Genomic DNA, 13,794 nt, shown 5'->3' with positions numbered 1-13,794 from the left:
GTGGTACGGGTGGCGGTCTCAGCCGGGCGGGGCGGCGCGCAGAGTGGCAGCGGCGGCGCCCAGGTGGGCGCTGGCGCTGGTGAGCAGCGCGCCGGCGCGCAGGCGCCCGGCCTGGACGAGGCCGGCCGTGTCGGTGATGGTGGTGCCGGGGGTGGTCAGCTGGTCGAGGACGGTCGACATCGAGCCGCTGGCCGACAGGAGGGCCTGCTGGGCCTGCTCGATCCGCGCCAGGGCACGAAGGTGGGCGCTGGCGGGCGGGTCGGCGGCGTCCACGACGGCGGCGGCCGAGGCGCTGACGGTGGCGAGGTGAACCAGGGTGGTCAGCAGGTTGCGGCTGAGCAGCCGGACCGGGTCCGGGGAGCGGTGGGGGAGGTCGAGGGTGCGGGCGAGGGCCTGAACCTGTTCCGATTCCTCTTGGAGATCGGCGGTCAGCAGTGCGGTCGCCTCGTGGTGGACGGCGGTCAACGCATCCTCCGGGGTGAAGTGGCGGGGGGCTGAGCGGGGGTGATGACGAGGGCGGCCGGACCGGCGGCCAGGGCGGACGGAGAGGTCTGGCGGGCCGCATCGGAGCGGTACGGATCCGGTCCGATCTCCAGGTAGCGGCGCAGTGCCGTCGGCAGATCGGCGGTGCGGCGGCGGGCCGGGGACTCGGCGGCAAGGCAGCCGATGATGCTCTCGATGAGCAGCTCCGGGCAGTCGCCGACCAGTTCGGCCTCCCAGCCCTCGCCGTCCAGGCCAGCGGTGAACAGCCACGCCTGCTGGTCCGGGGGATGCAGGATCTCAGCGAGGTGGTCGGGCGAGGTGATCCGCGTGATCGCCGCGCCGCGGGTGTCCGCGCCGTCCCAGCCGGCCTCGGACAGGCAGTAGAGCGCCCCATCGAGATCGGAGCGGTCGGCCGTCTGGCCCTCGCCGACCCCGGCTACTTCTACCAGCGCCTCGGCAGCCGAGGCGAGGACCTCGTCGGGGGTCTGGACGCTGAACGTGGCGCGCCAGCCGGGCCCTTGAGCGGTGAGCGCCTCCCGCTGGTACGTCTGGTCGGCGAGGTCGTGCAGCAGCACCTGGACGTCGCCGTGTGAGAAGGACTGGTCCGAACCCTGGGCGGAACGGGCCCAGACCGCCTCCTGCAGAACCCGGCGGGCCCGCACCACAGATGTGTACGAGCCGAGGGCGAGGTAGGGGGGACGGACCCCGACGATCCGGGTGTTCCAGGAGGCCGGCGGAATGGAGGGGGCTACCCGGGGCTTCGGCGCGAGGCCGGGCGGACGGCGCACCCGGGGAGCGCGGGCAGACGGGGTGGAGTTGGTGGTGGAGTCCATAAAGGTCCTCAGCGCCGCTTGGCGGCAGTGGAGTTGGAGATGGCAAGGGCGGGCCGGGCCGGGGTCTCGTGGCTGAAGACCAGCGCGGCGGTCGCCGAGCGGAGCGAGGCGGCCTGGACGCGAGCAGCGGCCTGCTGCGACGGCGAAGCCACGAACTGCGCCACGGCCGCCGGGCCGGACGCGGCCGAAACCAGCGCCGCCCGGGCCGGTGCCGCGGACGAGGACCTCAGGGCAGCCGCGGCCGGGGACTTCTCGGCGGGAGCGCTGCTGCGCGCACCGGCACGGCGAACGGTCGTCTCGGAGCGCGGAGGCCGCGGCAGATGGCGCTGCGCCCAGCGGCCGATGGCGGCAAGCGGTTCGGAGAGCGCCTTGCCGGCCGTGGTCAGCCCGTACATGTAGTTGCGCGGCTCGCCGGTGCGCTCCACCAGCCCGTCCGCCTCCAGCTGCTGCAACCGCAGGTAGAGGTTGCCGGAGTTCATCTCGGCCGGCAGGGCCTCGTCGAGGATCTCGCTCGGATAGGCCGGTTCCCCGTAGGCGGCCAGGGCCATGATGGTGGCGACCGTGTTGGTCCGGTTGAGCGTGGCGAGGGCCTGCTCGGTGTACGCGCCCGGACCCGTCCCGTGCCCCGGGACCGGCTGGTGAGCCGAAGACCAGCGGGTAACAGGGATCTGGATGTACGCCACGGCCTCGCGGCCCGCGCGAGTGAGGGAGGCGAAGGTCATGCCGGCCTCCTGCCGACGGGTGATCAGCCCGTTCTCCTCCATCGCGTCGAGCCGCTTGTCGAGCTGGGCCTCGGTCATCCCGCGGGACTTCTCCGCCAGCTCGGCCACCGGCCGGGTTCCGTCGGCCAGCTTGAGCAGGCGCAGGAGCGAGACGGTGTCCTGCGGGCCGAGGATCGACACGGCGGCCTGGATACGCTGGGCCTGGGCAAGGGTGGAGGGTGCGGTGGGCATGCTGGTCCTTCGCGGGTAGGAGAACGGGCGGAGGTGGGCGGATCAGGCCGCAGGGAGGGCGGTGAGCAGCTGCAGTCGGCGGGCCGCGGTGTTGTAGACCTGGTGGCCGCTGCGGCGTCCGGCGGCGAGCAGGTAGATCTCGCCGCGGCCGGAGGCAGAGTGGGTCGGGCGCTCCTGGTAGACCAGGCGCCAGCACCGGTCGCGGTCGAGGTAGATCCGGCGGCAGCCGGTAAGGTCCCACAGGCCGCGCCGGCCGAGGACGGGGCCGCGCTGCTGGCATCGGACCAGGCGGCGCAGGTTGTCGACGGCGGCGTCCTTCACGTCCTGCGGGAGCTGGTCGAGGTCGGTGAGCGCCGCCGGGTGGGCATCGAAGTCCAGCAGAGCGGCGGCGGTCACGGGCAGTCCTCGGTCTAGACGGAGATGCGTGGCACCCCGGGCTGGGGCAGGGAGTCCGGGTCGGTGAAGGGGGGATGCGGCAGCAGCCGGTGGTGCGGATGGTCGGGGTTGGTGGTGCACGCACCGAACGGCCCGTCCGGGGCCCGGAGTTTGAGCAGCAGCGGCTCCAGGTGGTCGCGCTGCCACACGGAGGGACCGGTCGCGCCGGAACGGGAGTCGGTCAACTCCTGCCAGGCCAGCCAGCAGTGGTGGATTCTGGCCAGCGCCTCGTCGTGCTCGGGCCACCGGGCGCACCACGGCCTGCCGCTGGTGATCTCCTGCCCGTAGACGCCGAGCAGGATGTGGTCGACCCACGGCACCATCGTGGCCACTTCCACGGCGAGGGCGTCGTCGTCGAAGGCGAGGAGGGTCAGCGACACAGCGGCGTCGGAGTCATCCGGCGCGCCGTCCGCCTTCGCGTCCGGGCCGTCATCGACGAGCGGCTCGGAACCGGGCTGGTCCTCTTCCTGCTCCTCGGCGAGGCGCTCTGCCACGATGGCCAGCGAGTCACGCTCCGCCTGGAGACGGGCCAGGGTTGCGCGCCACTCGGCCACGGTCTCTGGTGAGACCGCCGGGCGGCCGGGCGGGTCGGCGGGCGTGGGGGTGGACAAGGGCGGCTCCTGGGGAATCGGTCGTGCGTCGGTGAACACGACTCTGCCCGCGGGCCAGGTCCTTGCTCGGGAGATATCCGATGAGGTATGCCCGCCAGAAATTCACTTGCGAGGAGCTTGGTGGTTCTCGCACAGAGGAATATCGTGTGTCAGCAACTCGGTTGCAAGGGCGGCTTGTTGGGGAACGACGCCATTTCCTAGAGCGGTCAACTGGGCAGACCTGGAAAGTTCTGTGATCTGCGTCACCCATCCATTTTCGAGGCCCATCACCCATTCCACGAATGCCGGGGAGAGGCGGCCGCGGGAATCCACCGGATCGGGTGCCGGACGGGTCATCCGCTCCCACTGGGAGATGGCGGAGGCGTACTCGCCCCAGCGTTCGCCTCCGGTGGAGGCGGTGACCACATCGGCAGCTCCGGCTGGGGTGGTGGCAGGCTGAAGTCGTTGCGGCCGCGACCGGGCGGGCGCTCCGTGCTGCAAGCCTTCGGTGCCGGGCGGAGCTTGGCCGCCGCGCTCGGCAGGGTCAGATCGCCCCTGGATCCGCGCTGGTTGGGGCCTCCCTTGGTGCCGTCGCTCGCCCGGGGCGTCGGCAGCAGGTGCTCCACCAGGTCGGAGAGATTCGGCCCGTGGCCGCCGGCCTTCCGCCGGGACGGGTGCTGCGAGCCGCCGATCGTGCCGAGATTCGAGGTCGGGGTGAGCAGCAGCGTGACCACGTGGCCGAGGTCCCCCCGGCCGGCATCCGGACCCTTGAAGTCCTGCGTCCTCGGGGTCGGCGGGCTCAGCCGGCCAGGCAGCGATGAAAACGCGCTCCCTTCGGTGGGGGGCTCCGACGTCGGATGCGCGTAGCACCTGCCAGCGCGCATCGAACCCTGCGGAGGCCAGGTCTGCGAGTACGGCACCGAGTGCCCGCAGATGATGTTCATCTCCGGCGTCTCCCAGACACCACGGGCAGCGCTCCACGTCGCCATCGGTATTCGAGCGAGCGGGGGTCGAGAGCAGGCCTCGGACATTCTCCAGAATCACCAAACAGGGCTTGAGAGTTGATATGGCGCGGGCGATGGTGTGCCACAGCCCGGAGCGGGTGCCGTGGGCGAGACCTGCCTGCTTCCCGGCGACGGAGACGTCGGTGCACGGGAAACCGGCGACGAGGACGCAGACCGGTTCGACCTCGGTCCAGTTGACCTGGGTGATGTCGCCCAGGTTCGGGACGGCGGGCCAGTGGTACGCAAGGATGGCGGCTGCGCCGGGGGCCGGGTCGGCGTGCCAGGCGACCGTGCCGCCGAGCACCGACTGGACGCCGAGGTCGAGGCCCCCGTAGCCGGAGCACAGCGAACCGATGCGAAGACCAGTCATCGCGACGCCCTGCCTCGTGCGCCCGTCGACAGGTCCCTGGCGCGCGGTGCTTCGGCGATCGGCGCGAACGCGGGGGCTGTTCGGCGTGCGAAGGCGGAGCGCACCCGGGCGGCGCCGGCTCGCAGACTGCTTCGGGTGGGCGCGGCGGCACGCTCGGCGGCAAGGCGCAGGCCGTCGGCGGCCCGGTCCAGCACCAGCTCGGAGCGCCGCAGCGACAGGTGGTGTCCGCTCTGGTCGGCGGTGTAGGTGGAGCCGGTGGAGTGGTCGTGCCAGATGTTGCGATTGAGGGCGACGAGGTGCTGGTCGGCCTCGGCCAGTCCCAGGGCGGCGTCCCGCAAGGCCAGGCCAGCAGGATGGGGCGGCTTGCCAGGAGGGCGGGAGGCGGTGAGGGCCGCCGCGAAGGACACGACGCTCAGGTGGATCTGGCGCAGCGTCTCGATGTGCTCGGGCGCCGTGCGCAGGGTGTCCGGTCGGCGCAGGGTATCCAGGCCAGTACGGGCGATGCGTATTCGTTCGGCGGCGCCGGACAGCGCCGCGGGCAGGTCGGGGTCGGGGGAGGACAGGAACGGACTCCAGGTGGGGTTAGAGCCTCTTGGCCATGGAGGGGCCGGCGCCGGGCTGGTGGCCGGGCGGTGCGGCCTCGGGGCCGGTGCGGAAGGTGCGGGTGAGGGCGGAGCGCAGACGGGCGGCTGCTCCGCGGGAGGGGCGGGCTTCGGCCTCGGTGGCCTGGCGGGAGGACCTGGCGGCCGATCTGGGCGCCGGACCGTTGTTGCGCAGGTGGCGGGCGGCCGTGGAGAGCGTCTCGGCGGCCTCCCGGTACAACCACTGGGCGTGCTGGCAGGTGAGGGCGGTCGGCGAGAATTGGTGGGCGTCGGCGAGTTCGAGGACCTCGCTCACACGCTGCAGTGCCACCGCCGACATCGAGACCGCCCGGGTGGTGGCCCGGCGTTCGCGCCGGGCGGCGGCGGCCTGCTCCGGTGCGGCGAACGCATCCACGGGTCGCAGGGCGGCTTTGATCAGCCCGGTATGGAGTACGTGCAGGGCGAATAGCTGCACGCCGACGGCGCCCGGGGCGGGGAGCGGGCCGTGCGCGGGCACGGCGGGCCACGAGGCGGCGATCTCGTCGAGCATCGCCGCGAGCTCCCACGAGGTGGGGTGCGCGGTGGACAGGGCGGACTCCTGGTGGTCAGCGTCCCCGGCGCAGCGGGATGACCTGCGCCGTGGGTGCGGAGGGAGCGGGTTGGCCGGCGCTCGCGGGCTGGGCGCTGACGATCCGGGGCCTGGCCACGGCGGCTGAGGCCTGGGCTGCGCGGCGCTGGCGCAGCTCGTCGGCGGGCAGCGGCACCACCGGCGCCGGGGCGGTGTCGGTGAGCAGATCGGCGACGGCGCCCAGTTCGCGGGCGGCAGTGCCGGCCAGGGCCTCGGCGGCGGCGAGCGCCTGTTGGACTCCGTCGGCGCCGACCGGGTCGAGGAGCCGGGTTGCGGCACCGGCCACGGCGGCCAGGGCCTCACCGGTGCGCGAGGCGGCGGCGGCGAACGCGGCGAGGGCAAGGCGGTCGGCTCGGGGGTCCGATACCCGAAAGAGGTACTCATCGCTCGCCTCAGCGGCGATTGCCACCAGATGGGTCATCGGCCACGCGGCCTGGGAGGGGTGGTCGGCGATGGCGGGAAGCGTGCGGCGGACGGCCTCCAGCCGGTCGGCCAGCGACCGCATCACGGCCGTGGGGTCGGTGCTGTTCAGAGCGCTCCGATCGTCAGGGGGACATGAGGCAGGTCATCGGCGACGGGCTGAAGGAGCCGGTGCTGCGGTGGGCGCGGGGCCTGGAGGCAACGCGGGACGCGCTGGCCCGGCGCGCCGCCGTGCTGGCCGCCTCCTGCCCGGAGATCGGGGTGAGTACCGAGGCCTGGCCCCTGGCCTTCGCGCGTGCGGCGACCGCCCGGGCTGCAGGCGCGGTGGGGTTCGCCACCGCCTGTTGCTCTTGCTCCAGTTCGCGCATGCGCACCTTGCCGAGCCCGGTGCGGAAGCGGCGGATCGTGCTGATGGTCTGGGTGAGCGCCTTGTCAGCCGCGGCGAACTGGGCCGACACGCGTAGATCCAGACCGGCGGAGTAGAACTGCGAGCGGTACTGGCTGCGGGGCCGACTCTGGTTGGCCAGGTCGCAAGCGTCGTCCAGCAACTCGGTGAGCTTGTGCAGGACGGGGCTGGTCCGGGTGGCGGCGAACGCGGGCCCCCAGTCCTCGCCGTAGTTCGCTGGCGCCGGTCCGGTGCGGTGCGAGAGTTCGGCTCGAAGCCGGGACGCGGAGGCGACGTAGTCGGCCAAGGCACTGATGTCCCGGACCAGCAGATCCGGCACCGCGGACGACGGCCGTCTCGCGGTCTGACGAAGGTTACGGCGGATCACGGCCAGGCGGTCGGCGAGGTCGGTCAGACGCTGGACGTCCTCCTCGCGGACGGAAGTCACCGCCGACGGCCCGACGCCGTGGCCGGCTGGCCGACGGCGGAAGCAGGTGCCGTGGCGGAGACGGCATGGGTACGCCGGGTACGGGAGGCTGCGGGCGCAGCAGCGGCTGGCAGTTGTCCGCTCAGCACCACCAGCTCGCTCCCCGCGGCGATGGCGGCGTTCCGTCCCTCGGCGACCGCGCACAGCATCTGGTAGTCGAGGCGCCGCTCTCGCTCGACACCCTCGGCGTCGTCTCGTCGAGCCGGAGGTGTGTCGTCGACGAGGATGGCCAGGGCGTGGGCAAGGTGGCGGTGAACGGTGGCGGCTCGCGCCCGCCCGGCGCGGAAGGCCGACGTCGCCGCCGCGAGGCGCCGCGGGTCCTGGGCCGGTGTGGAACCGGCGAGGTCGTGCATCCGGGCTGAGCAGTGCCGCATCACGGTCCTGGCGTGCTCGCACTCCTCGGAGATGGCCTTGACCATGCCGGGACGGCCGGGCACGCGGGCCGTCCTGTCGAGGTTCTCCGCGATGAAGGTGAAGACGGAGGCCATCTGCGCCAACTCGACTTCGTAGTCGACGGATTGGGGTTCTGGTCGGGGAATTAGTGGCTCCTGGGTGAGACTAGCGACGGTGTGCTGCGGCCGGGGTGGGGGCCGCGGTGGAGCTGGTCGGCGAGGCGGTGCGCGACGTGGGGGCGGGTGTGCCAGCGGTGCGGGCAAGGGCGGCCCGGCTGCGCATCGGAGGCAGGGTGGCGCCGTCGCGGCCTGAGCGGGCCTGCTGGCGCAGGGTGTCGCTCGCGCCGGTGAGCGCGAGTCGGGTGCGGGAGAGCGCGAGGTTCAGCTCGCGCCCGGCGCGCTCCCGGACGGCTTCGGCGTGCGGGCCGCTCAGGCCCGCGACCTCGTGGAGGCGAGCGGACATGGCGACGGCCTGGCTGATGCCGTACACGGCCTGGCCGACCTGGGTGCCGGCGTCGGCGAGTGCGCGGGCCGTGGCCCGCCGGGTGCTGTCGGCCAGCGGCGAGGATGCCAACACGTCAGCGGTCGCGACCAGTTGGGTGTGCCGGTCGCTGATGTGGCCGACATGCTCGGCCAGCTCGCGCACGCCGGGAGCGCCTTCCTCTCGGTAGGCACCGGGCAGTGCGGCGGCGACGACATCGATGGCGTCGGCTGCGGCCCGCAGTCGGGTGGCCTCGGGGCTCGGCGGTCGGGGCGAATTCTTGGTGGGCAGGGCTGGACTCCTTCGGAGGGGCTATCGGGACCGGGCGGGACGTTCGGCGTCGGTCAGCGGCTGCTCCTGATGGGTGATCGGGGCGGTGCCGCGGCTTCGGCCGGAGAAGGGAGAGCGGCACCGTGTGCGATGGTGGCGGGGGTTCGGGTGCGCGCGGCCTCGCGTCGTTCGGTGCCGCCAGGGGACGGGGCCAGGGGCGGATCGGACCGGAGTGGGAGGCCGTTGGCGGTGAGCCAGCGCTCCTGGACGGCCTCGGCGCTGCCGAGGGTGTGCAGCGCGCAGCCGAGCAGGCGCGCGGCCGGCAGGGAGGAGTCCCGGGCGAGCAGCCGCACGATCCCGGCCGACGCGGCGCTCTGGCGGAGGACGGAGGCTCGAAGGACCCGCTCGCCCCAGTACTGCGGGTCGCCGGTGAAGCCGTCGCGCGTGGCCGCGCGCACGCCGTCGGCGGTGATGGCGCCGGAGGCGATGGCCCCCTGGTTCTGGGCTTCCCAGAGCACGGTCAGCGCGTCGATCGGCTCCCCCCGGTGCGCGAGGGCGGCCAGGGCTTGGAAGACGGCGCTGTGCCCGCGGTCGAGGAAGTCGCCCGGCCGTAGCCACCGGATGATTGACTTCAGCCCGTCGGGAGCAGCGGTGGCGGAGGAGAGCAGCGCGGTCTCGTCGACCGTGGTCTTCTCGTGGACAGTATCGGGGAGTTCGGGCGGCCAGGGGCCGGGCAGCGGGCGAGGGCGCTCGTCCAAGGTGCCCCAGAGGTCGGCCAGCTCGTGGACGGCTTGGCGCAGCTCACCGGTCAGCTCCCGCACGCCGTCCAGGGCACCGGTGCGCGCGGCGTGCTGGAGCCGGTGCGCGCGTTCGTGGACCTGGCGGCGGATCGAGGACTCCAGCACCATCCTGGCGTAGGCGCGGGCGTGGCGTGGGCGCGGACAGGCGGCGATCAGCGTCGCGCCGTAGCCCGGGCTCAACCCCCGGCTGGTCCTGCGCGCGGCGGCCAGCGCTTCCAGCGCGAAGTCCCGGACCTGATCGTCGCCGGCGCCCTCAGCCGCACCCGGGTGGCCGGCTGCGCGCTGATCGAGAAGCACCTCGTACAGCGCGGCGTGGGCGGGGCGGAGGAAGTGGGGCGGCTTCAACCACCCGGTGATGGAGGCGAGTTCCGTGGGGGAGAGGAGTAGCGCTCCGAGGAGGGCCTGCTCGGCCTCCATGCCGGGGCTGAGCGCGGTGGCGGCCACCGTCACCGTGACCGGCGGGTGGAGGAGACGGGAAACGCGTGAACCGTGCCCGCGGCTCGTAGGGGGGCCGGCAAGCCGCGTGGAGCCAGTCCCGTGGCTGGGTCGGTCGCGGGCAGGGGCGGGGTCGTTCCCGTTTTCGCGTCGATCCGGTCGATCCATCGGCGGGCCTGGGCGAGGGTGCGGAAGCCGCCCTCCGTGATGCTGTACGTCGCGCGCTGCATGTACACGGTCTCCAGCTGGATGAGGAAGCGGCGATCGACGGCGCGCGGGTGCCGGTCGTGCAGCAGGACGAAGTTGGCCTCCCGCTCGCCGTTCAGGAACGCGGGGTAGGCGCTGTTGTAGCGCAGGATCCGATAGCGGTCTCCCGAGCGGCGCACACGGTCCTCGATCAACCGGGTGGTCCTGGCACCGGGGCGGGCGAAGCCGTAGTCCTCGCCCGAGAGCAATCCCTCGATCCGCTCGCCGGCGCCGAGGTTGTACGGGTCGTCGGGGACGGGCCGGTACTCGGCGACGGCGCGGGGATCGGCCCCCTGTCCTACCAGCCACCGACCTGCCCAGCCAAAGGTCGGCGCCGGGCGGGTGCGGACCCGGCAGCGGTGGGTCTCCGGGGCGAAGGAGACGTGGATGCCGTACGCGCGTGGCAGCCCGGGGGGTCCGCCGATCGTGTCCCAGTTGAAGGCCACGTGGAAGTGCTGATGGCCCATCCGGTGGGAGCTGACGACTTCGGTCAGTTCGGGCGCCAGGCTCAGGAACTCCACGGCGGCTTCGGTCTGCGGGTCGGCGGGTGTCCAGCCGTGCAGGGACTGGGCGATGGTGTTCACGAGCCTCCTGCTCGGATCGGGGGAAGGGCAAGGACCGGGGTCGCCGGGCCGAGCGCCCGCTCAGCGGATGGGCTGTGGCGGGCACCGGGGCGACGCTGGGTCCGCGAGGGCTGGAAGGGCGTCGAGCCCGGGCAGCATCGGGGTCGCGGAGACGATCGCGCCGCGGCGGCGCCGCGGGCCGCCGGCCACCACGGACCTCGCGGCGGCGGCCTGGCTGCGCGGACCGTAGAGGTTCGCGAGGTAGCGGCGCACCGGTTCCTGTGATGGGCGGCGCACGAGCGGCCCCAGGACCCGGGCCGCCTCTGTGGGGGGCACGACATCGCCCGCCTGCTGGAACTGGGCCGAAGGCGAGCCGGCCCACGGGTGGTCGGCCGGCATCCCGACCAGCAGCGCGACCTCCGCCAGCCCGAGCCGTCGCTGCGGATCGCTTGCCCAGTACGCGCTGCGGGAGCGGCCGGTGATGGCCGGGGCGGTCCGGTCCGCCGACCACTCGTTGCCGCCCGGAGTGGAGCGTTGCCCCCGCGTGTTGACCCGTACTCCCGCCGGCCAGCCCAGGGCCTCGGCCGCTGTTCGGGCAGGAACCGGGTCGTCAGGATCCACGGCGTTGAACTTCACGTAGCGGTGGCGCCCGGCGATGAGGTAGGTGCGGCGGCGGTGGGAGGCGAGGCCGACGTCCGCCGCGTCCAGCTTCCACTGGGCGGAGTCGCACCAGTCCGCCATCTCCAGCACCTCACCGATCGCGTCCGGCACGATCGAGGGCAGCGCGCTGGACTGCTCCATCGCGAGCCATTGCAGGTGGTCGTAGCAGGCGGACAGGCTCAGCGCCCAGAGCGCGGACTCGGCCACGAGCCCGATGCCCGGGTCGGTCATCCTGGAGATGGGCTCGCGGGCGTCGTTGCGGGTGATCAGCGGGCCGGTCCACCCGCAGTTGCCGTCCCAGACTGGATCGGTGCAGATCAGACAGCTGTCTGCCTCGTCGCAGTCGCCGTCGCCGTGCCAGTGCCCGAACGTGGCCTCCAGCGCGAGGGGGAGCATGTCGAGCAGCAGCTCCAGGTTCTCGTGGGCGTGGCCCTGCCGGAGTCCCGCGGGGCTCCAGGTGATGCAGGGCGCGCTGACGATCAGACCCTCGACGTACCGGAGAGCCGGGTGGGTGGGGTCGAGGTGACGGACATCGGCGACGATGCGCCGGAATCCGGCCGCCCGCGCGGTGGCCGCCGCGTTCTCGTCCAGCTCGACGCCGACGGTGTCGAAGGGCGTGCCGCCGTCAGCGAGGATCTGGAGACCGACCTCCCAACCGCCCGGCCCGGCGAAGAGGTTGACAATCCTCGGCGGGTCGCCGCGCCGCGGCGGGTACAGCCAGGAAATCGGCCAGGGGTGCGCGAGCGAGACCAGCTCCCGGTGGGACCAGGGGCCCATCTGCCGCAGCTGGGGGAACCACGTCGGATCCCCGGCCGTGGAAAGGTTGGACCACCGGCGGGGCGGCAGGGACGTGTACTCCTGCCGCGTCACCGCGTCCGGCCCGGTGCGGGCGGTGCCGGTGGCGGCGCGGGAGACGAGCGGAGCACCTCACCGTCTGCGCCCCTCACGGCGTCGGCTGGCGGGGGAGCGGCGGATGGAGCGGTCGCGGAGCTGCTCAGGGCGGCGGCCCTGCGCGGCGAATCGCCCAAGGCGGCGACCGGCTGGCGGAGGCCAGTGGTGATCTGCGAGGCGATCTCGTCCAGCGTTTTGACGTGGCGGCGGAACTCGCCGGCCGTGTACGTGTCCGTGACGGAGGGTCTGGCAAGTTCCAGCAGAGAGGACCGAAGGCCGCGCAGGAGCTGCAGGTCGTCCTTGATGGAGGTGGTCCGCGCGCCCTGGACGGCTTCCCACTCGCCCGTGAGGTCTTCGAGATCGTTGTAGATCCCGCCGGCTACCTCGCTCAGGACGTCGGGATCGAGGTACGGGAGGGAACGGTCCGCCATGGCCTGCGGGTAGGCCGCACGGAGGTCGACGAGATGGTCCGCAAGCCACCACAGGCCGTCGACCTGGTGCATCGCGGTGAACTGCGGGGCCTCCGCCGGGGCGAAGACCCGGACGTAGGTGTCGACGGCTTCACGGACTGCATCGGGCAGGATTCCCTTGGCACAGAGCAGATCCCGCTGGTTCTCGCGGGTGAGGGTGCCGGCGTCGGAGCGTCCGTCTCGGGCGTCCCGGTTGAACACGGAGTGCTCGGCGAAGCCGAACCAGTTGCCGGGTAGCTCCCCGTACGCAGGGGAGACGATACGGACGTTGATGCCCGTCCAGGTGTCGTGGACGCTCCCCTGCTCGAGCGTGGCGATGACGACGGTGTCGGCGCGGCAGGCGATCTGCTGGAGGCCGGTGGTGGTGCCGTCCGGAAGCGGACGGATGAGCCGCAGGGCCTTCGCCTGGTCGACGGGGGTGTACGAGGACGTCAGAAATGGCCTCCGAGGAAGGCGAGTGCGGGCGGCGCCGGCCATCACGCCCGGGAGCGAAAGGTCAAGCGGGGCAGGGGCGGTGACGTGGCCGACGTCGCGGCGATGGGCGGGGAGCGAGGAGATCAGACGGGGTCGCCTGAGCGGCAGGAGTACGGCGAGCACCCATCGGCGGGGCCGAACTCAGCCTCGTCGGCGGCGACCCGCTTCTCCAGGGCGAGCTGCTCGCGGCGGGTGAGCCGGTCGATGGGCGCCTCGGCCAGCGGCATCCGGGACCGGTGCAGATACGCCTGGCCGAGCAGTGGCCGGCCGTCGGCGTTGGCGCGGGCGTTGCCGGCACGGATCTCGCGGTCGAACTCGACCACGTCCTCCCACTCCGCCGGATCGCCGTCGCGGATCGCCCGCCACTGCGCGTTGCCGTGGTACGGGCACCCCAGGCACGACGACTTGGGGGTGCTCTCCAGGCCGTGCTCGGCGAGCAGGCCCAGGCAGTCACCGCGAGAGAGGCCCAGCTCGATCAAGGGGAACCGATTGCGCGTGTATTTGACGTCGGCGTCCTTCGCGCGGTGAAACTCGTCGGTGCTGATGCCGATCCACTGCTCGGCGAAGACGTCGGCCGGTATCCGCGCAGGATAGGGATAGCCGAGGATTTCCCGAACCTGTCGCTTAATGGGCTTGATTTTATATTCGCCGGTGCACTGGCGGCGCGTCATGCCAGGTGAGCCGTCCCGGTTCAGGATGTAGAGCGGCATGCTGGCGAAGCGGTGGGAAGGGTCAAGGGCGTCGGACCTGATATTTCCCGAGGATACTCGGAGGATGGGTATTCCGGCGGGTTTCGCTATTTCCTGTTCGACGCGGTCGAGGTGTTCGTAGACCTTTTTCGGCTCCCAGCCGGTGTTCGCGAAAATGGCGTAGTCGAGGCGGGGCAGCTCGCCGAGGGCGGACAGTAGCAGCAGGCAGGTCGACTGGACCCCGGCGCCTAGAG

The 13,794-nt window shown here is 72.7% G+C and carries 17 protein-coding genes and 1 pseudogene; all 18 read right to left on the bottom strand.

The window, feature by feature from the left end:
• Positions 1-18: 18 nt before the first annotated feature.
• Complete coding sequence (locus ACWDBB_RS09050) at positions 19-465, bottom strand: hypothetical protein (protein ID WP_449788941.1); 447 nt, start codon at positions 463-465, stop codon at positions 19-21.
• Positions 462-1,316: a DUF317 domain-containing protein gene (locus tag ACWDBB_RS09045; protein ID WP_449788940.1), complete on the bottom strand. Its 855-nt coding sequence runs from the start codon at positions 1,314-1,316 to the stop codon at positions 462-464. The genes ACWDBB_RS09050 and ACWDBB_RS09045 overlap by 4 nt, the downstream gene beginning before the upstream one ends.
• Before the next feature lie 8 nt (positions 1,317-1,324).
• Positions 1,325-2,269: a winged helix-turn-helix transcriptional regulator gene (locus ACWDBB_RS09040; protein WP_449788939.1), complete on the bottom strand. Its 945-nt coding sequence runs from the start codon at positions 2,267-2,269 to the stop codon at positions 1,325-1,327.
• Between the two features lie 42 nt (positions 2,270-2,311).
• Positions 2,312-2,665, bottom strand: coding sequence for a hypothetical protein (locus tag ACWDBB_RS09035; protein ID WP_449788938.1), 354 nt, complete (start codon positions 2,663-2,665; stop codon positions 2,312-2,314).
• Positions 2,666-2,679: 14 nt separating this feature from the next.
• Positions 2,680-3,315, bottom strand: a complete 636-nt coding sequence (locus ACWDBB_RS09030) for a DUF4913 domain-containing protein (RefSeq protein ID WP_449788937.1) — start codon at positions 3,313-3,315, stop codon at positions 2,680-2,682.
• 102 nt (positions 3,316-3,417) lie between these two features.
• Positions 3,418-3,720: a hypothetical protein gene (locus ACWDBB_RS09025; protein WP_449789093.1), complete on the bottom strand. Its 303-nt coding sequence runs from the start codon at positions 3,718-3,720 to the stop codon at positions 3,418-3,420.
• A 444-nt stretch (positions 3,721-4,164) separates the two neighbouring features.
• Positions 4,165-4,668: pseudogene (locus tag ACWDBB_RS09020) on the bottom strand (DNA cytosine methyltransferase); the annotation flags it as partial.
• Positions 4,665-5,075, bottom strand: coding sequence for a hypothetical protein (locus ACWDBB_RS09015; protein ID WP_449788936.1), 411 nt, complete (start codon positions 5,073-5,075; stop codon positions 4,665-4,667). The pseudogene ACWDBB_RS09020 and the gene ACWDBB_RS09015, both read right to left, overlap by 4 nt.
• 175 nt (positions 5,076-5,250) lie before the next feature.
• The gene (locus tag ACWDBB_RS09010) at positions 5,251-5,799 is read right to left on the bottom strand and encodes a hypothetical protein (protein ID WP_449788935.1); all 549 of its coding nucleotides are present in this window, start codon (positions 5,797-5,799) and stop codon (positions 5,251-5,253) included.
• A gap of 55 nt (positions 5,800-5,854) precedes the next feature.
• A complete protein-coding gene (locus ACWDBB_RS09005; RefSeq protein ID WP_449788934.1) occupies positions 5,855-6,385 on the bottom strand; it encodes a hypothetical protein in 531 nt (176 codons plus the stop codon).
• A 37-nt stretch (positions 6,386-6,422) separates the two neighbouring features.
• The gene (locus tag ACWDBB_RS09000; RefSeq protein WP_449788933.1) at positions 6,423-7,130 is read right to left on the bottom strand and encodes a hypothetical protein; all 708 of its coding nucleotides are present in this window, start codon (positions 7,128-7,130) and stop codon (positions 6,423-6,425) included.
• Positions 7,127-7,666, bottom strand: coding sequence for a hypothetical protein (locus ACWDBB_RS08995; protein WP_449788932.1), 540 nt, complete (start codon positions 7,664-7,666; stop codon positions 7,127-7,129). The genes ACWDBB_RS09000 and ACWDBB_RS08995 overlap by 4 nt, the downstream gene beginning before the upstream one ends.
• Positions 7,667-7,727: 61 nt before the next feature.
• Positions 7,728-8,207, bottom strand: a complete 480-nt coding sequence (locus tag ACWDBB_RS08990) for a hypothetical protein (protein WP_449788931.1) — start codon at positions 8,205-8,207, stop codon at positions 7,728-7,730.
• 179 nt (positions 8,208-8,386) lie between these two features.
• Positions 8,387-9,556, bottom strand: coding sequence for a DnaB-like helicase N-terminal domain-containing protein (locus tag ACWDBB_RS08985; RefSeq protein WP_449788930.1), 1,170 nt, complete (start codon positions 9,554-9,556; stop codon positions 8,387-8,389).
• Positions 9,557-9,558: 2 nt separating this feature from the next.
• Positions 9,559-10,377 (bottom strand): hypothetical protein, encoded by an 819-nt coding sequence (locus tag ACWDBB_RS08980; protein WP_449788929.1) that lies wholly within the window; start codon positions 10,375-10,377, stop codon positions 9,559-9,561.
• 60 nt (positions 10,378-10,437) lie between these two features.
• The gene (locus ACWDBB_RS08975; protein ID WP_449788928.1) at positions 10,438-11,793 is read right to left on the bottom strand and encodes a DNA cytosine methyltransferase; all 1,356 of its coding nucleotides are present in this window, start codon (positions 11,791-11,793) and stop codon (positions 10,438-10,440) included.
• Positions 11,794-11,882: 89 nt separating this feature from the next.
• Positions 11,883-12,854 (bottom strand): hypothetical protein, encoded by a 972-nt coding sequence (locus ACWDBB_RS08970; protein ID WP_449788927.1) that lies wholly within the window; start codon positions 12,852-12,854, stop codon positions 11,883-11,885.
• Between the two features lie 80 nt (positions 12,855-12,934).
• Positions 12,935-13,765, bottom strand: coding sequence for a hypothetical protein (locus ACWDBB_RS08965; protein ID WP_449789085.1), 831 nt, complete (start codon positions 13,763-13,765; stop codon positions 12,935-12,937).
• Positions 13,766-13,794: the final 29 nt, after the last annotated feature.

It is taken from the genome of Kitasatospora sp. NPDC001095, assembly GCF_053598615.1.
Note: the sequence above shows the minus strand (reverse complement) of the source record. Positions and strands in the feature narration are given on the sequence as shown.

Coding starts and splice junctions, on each gene's coding strand:
- ACWDBB_RS09010 (WP_449788935.1), bottom strand. CDS start 5,799: ATGCTCGACGAGATCGCCGCCTCGTGGCCCGCCGTGCCCGCGCACGGC.
- ACWDBB_RS09040 (WP_449788939.1), bottom strand. CDS start 2,269: ATGCCCACCGCACCCTCCACCCTTGCCCAGGCCCAGCGTATCCAGGCC.
- ACWDBB_RS08975 (WP_449788928.1), bottom strand. CDS start 11,793: ATGGGCCCCTGGTCCCACCGGGAGCTGGTCTCGCTCGCGCACCCCTGG.
- ACWDBB_RS09045 (WP_449788940.1), bottom strand. CDS start 1,316: ATGGACTCCACCACCAACTCCACCCCGTCTGCCCGCGCTCCCCGGGTG.
- ACWDBB_RS08970 (WP_449788927.1), bottom strand. CDS start 12,854: ATGGCCGGCGCCGCCCGCACTCGCCTTCCTCGGAGGCCATTTCTGACG.